General features: G+C 68.3%; 3 protein-coding genes. 2 read left to right on the top strand and 1 reads right to left on the bottom strand.

The window, feature by feature from the left end:
• The first annotated feature begins 275 nt into the window (after window positions 1-275).
• On the top strand, window positions 276-2,090 hold the full coding sequence (locus IQ216_RS13010; RefSeq protein ID WP_193815807.1) for a DEAD/DEAH box helicase: 1,815 nt from the start codon (window positions 276-278) through the stop codon (window positions 2,088-2,090).
• A gap of 15 nt (window positions 2,091-2,105) precedes the next feature.
• On the opposite strand, the gene IQ216_RS13005 is transcribed toward IQ216_RS13010, so the two are convergent.
• A complete protein-coding gene (locus IQ216_RS13005; RefSeq protein WP_193815806.1) occupies window positions 2,106-2,306 on the bottom strand; it encodes a hypothetical protein in 201 nt (66 codons plus the stop codon).
• A 308-nt stretch (window positions 2,307-2,614) separates the two neighbouring features.
• Between IQ216_RS13005 and IQ216_RS13000 the strand changes: the two genes are divergently transcribed.
• Window positions 2,615-2,887: RNA-binding protein (locus IQ216_RS13000; RefSeq protein ID WP_193815805.1), on the top strand; the 273-nt coding region annotated here is incomplete at its 3' end.

Here is a 2,887-nt window from a genome sequence, read left to right as displayed (position 1 = left end):
CCACCACCCCCAGCGACACCATTTCCCTCACTCCCCAGAGCGTCCAGATCGACGACACGACGGCCCCTGCGGCCACAGCGGCAGACCCCTCGGCAGAGGCCAGCGGCTCCCTCGAGCCGGCCCCTGACGCCGCAGCTGCAGCTCCGATCATTCCCAGCGAGAACGTGTCCGGCACGGCGGTGCCCACCCAGACCGAACCGACCCAGACCGAGCCCACCCAGACGTCGACTCCTGGCCTCCAGTCAGCCGCCCACGAGACGGCTGCTGTTCGGGAGCTGACCACTCAGGGGAGTGGTGCTGCAGACACTGCTGCGACAGCGACCTCCACGGCTGGCAGCACCGGCCACAGCCCAGAGACCGCCGGCGGCGACGAGCCGGGTCCGGCCAGTGGCTTCGCCCACTTCGGCTTCGGCCCGGAGTTGCTGCAGGCCCTGGAGGCCGTTGGCTACAGCGAGCCCTCGCCGATTCAGTCGGCGGCGATCCCCGAACTGATGCTGGGGCGCGACCTGGTGGGCCAGGCCCAGACCGGCACCGGCAAGACGGCGGCCTTCGCCCTGCCGATGCTGGCCGGCCTGGACCCCGAGCAGCGCAAGCCCCAGGTGCTGGTGCTGGCGCCCACCCGGGAACTGGCCATCCAGGTGGCTGAGTCCTTCAGCAGCTACGCCTCCCATCTGCCCCAGGTGCGCACGGTGGCCGTCTATGGCGGCGCCGACTTCCGCGACCAGATCCACCATCTGCGCCGCGGTGCCCAGATCGTGGTGGGCACCCCCGGCCGGGTGATGGACCACATGCGCCAAGGAACCCTGGACCTCTCGGAACTGCGGGCCCTGGTGCTCGACGAGGCAGATGAAATGCTGCGCATGGGCTTCATCGACGACGTGGAGTGGGTGCTGGGCCAGCTGCCAGAACAGCGCCAGGTGGTGCTCTTCTCGGCCACCATGCCCGCCGAGATCCGCCGGATCTCGCAGCAGTATCTGAACAGCCCCGCCGAAATCACGATCAAGACGCGGGCCGCCGACGCGAGTCGGATCCGTCAGCGTTACCTCACCGTTCAGGCCCCGCTCAAGCTCGCCGCCCTGGAGCGGGTGCTCGAGAGCGAGACCAGCGAGGGGGTGATCATTTTCGCCCGCACCAAGGCGATCACCCTCAACGTGGCCGAATCGCTGGAGGCCCACGGCTACGACGTGGCCGTGCTCAACGGCGACGTGCCCCAGGCCCAGCGGGAGCGCACGATCGAGCGGCTCAAGACCGGCCAGGTGAACGTGCTCGTGGCCACCGACGTGGCCGCTCGAGGCCTGGACGTGGAGCGGATCGCCCTGGTGATCAACTACGACATCCCCTTTGACGGCGAGGCCTACGTGCACCGCATCGGCCGCACCGGCCGGGCGGGCCGCAAGGGCGACGCGATCCTCTTCCTCACCCCCCGGGAGCGGCGCTTCCTGGGTGGACTGGAGCGGGCGGTGGGCAAGCCGATCGAGCCCATGGAGGTGCCCAACAACGCCACGATCAACCAGAGCCGTCTCGATCGCCTGCGCCAGCGCCTCACCGGCGCCCTGCAGCAGAGCGCCGTCAGCGCCGACGAACGGGCCCTGCTGGGCGAGATCCTGCAGCGGGTGGCTCAGGAGCAGGGCTGCAGCCCGGACCAGCTGGCCCTGGCCGCCCTGGAGCTGGGTCTGGCGGGCAAACCCCTGCTGCTGCAGGGCAACGACGACTTCACCCAGGTGCGGCCCCAGGGCCCGGCCCGTCGCGACGGCCGCGACGGGGGTCGCGACTTCCGCGATGGGGGTCGCGACGGTGGCCGAGAGCTGCGTCGCGGCGGACGCCCCGAGCGCTCCCTGGGGGCACCGGAAGCCGACATGGACCGCTTCCGGGTGGAACTCGGCTGGCGCGACCGCATCAAGCCGGGCAACCTGGTGGGCGCGATCGCCAACGAGACCGGTCTGCAGGGCAAGGCGATCGGCCGGATTCAGATCTTCGATGCCCACAGCATCATTGATCTGCCGAAGGGCATGCCCGAAGACATCTTCGCGAGCCTGCGGGAGCTGCGGGTGCTCAACAAACCCCTGCAGATCTCCCGCTTCCGGGGCTGAGTCCAGCCCCTGGGCTCAGGCCCAGAGCCTGGTGACACTGGTGCAGTGGCTGCCGCTGACCTCGGTCAGCTCCATGACCTCCACAGCCGCGATCAGGGAGGGCTGCACGTCCTGGCTCTCGGTCTGCACCAGGCTCTGAAGCAGATCAAAGCGATCCTGGGGTGCCAGCTCGCCGTCTTCGCTCCAGGCCAGGCTCCAAGCAACGGGGGCCGTCATGCATCCACCTGATCAGATCACGATTTGCTGACAATGCCCCAGCAATCGGGAGCAGCGCAGCTTCTTCAGAGTCTTTTCGGGAACTGCTTCAGGCTTCTTTACGCTGGCCCCGGCCGCCGCCGTCCCCGTCAGCGACGGGTGGCCAGGGATACCTTCTGCCGGACAGCAGAGGCTTGTGAGCTGGCTTCGCCCCCTAAATTGGGTTCCATTCCTGTTGGCACCGCAATGGTGCTGCGCCGGTTCGCCACGACGGGGCCAGCACTCATTCTCTCCGTTCACAGGACTTCGTTCCAGGTTCTGCTTCATTCATGACCATTTACGTTGGCAACCTCTCTTTCCAGGCTGAACGCGAGGACCTGCTCGATCTCTTCGGCCAGTACGGGGAGGTGCGTCAGTGCAGCCTGCCGCTCGATCGAGAAACCGGGCGCAAGCGCGGCTTCGCCTTTGTGGAACTCGCCAGCGAAGACGATGAGCAGAAGGCCATCGACGATCTCCAGAACGTGGAGTGGATGGGGCGGATGATCCGGGTCAACAAGGCCACCCCCCGGGAGGGCGGCGGTGGCGGGCGCGGCGGCTACGGC

It is taken from the genome of Cyanobium sp. LEGE 06143 (assembly GCF_015207535.1).
In the GTDB taxonomy this organism is placed as follows: domain Bacteria; phylum Cyanobacteriota; class Cyanobacteriia; order PCC-6307; family Cyanobiaceae; genus NIES-981.
Note: the sequence above shows the minus strand (reverse complement) of the source record. Positions and strands in the feature narration are given on the sequence as shown.

Bases quoted from the DNA above. Each gene is read 5' to 3' on its own strand.
- IQ216_RS13005 (WP_193815806.1), bottom strand. From the start codon at position 2,306: ATGACGGCCCCCGTTGCTTGGAGCCTGGCCTGGAGCGAAGACGGCGAG.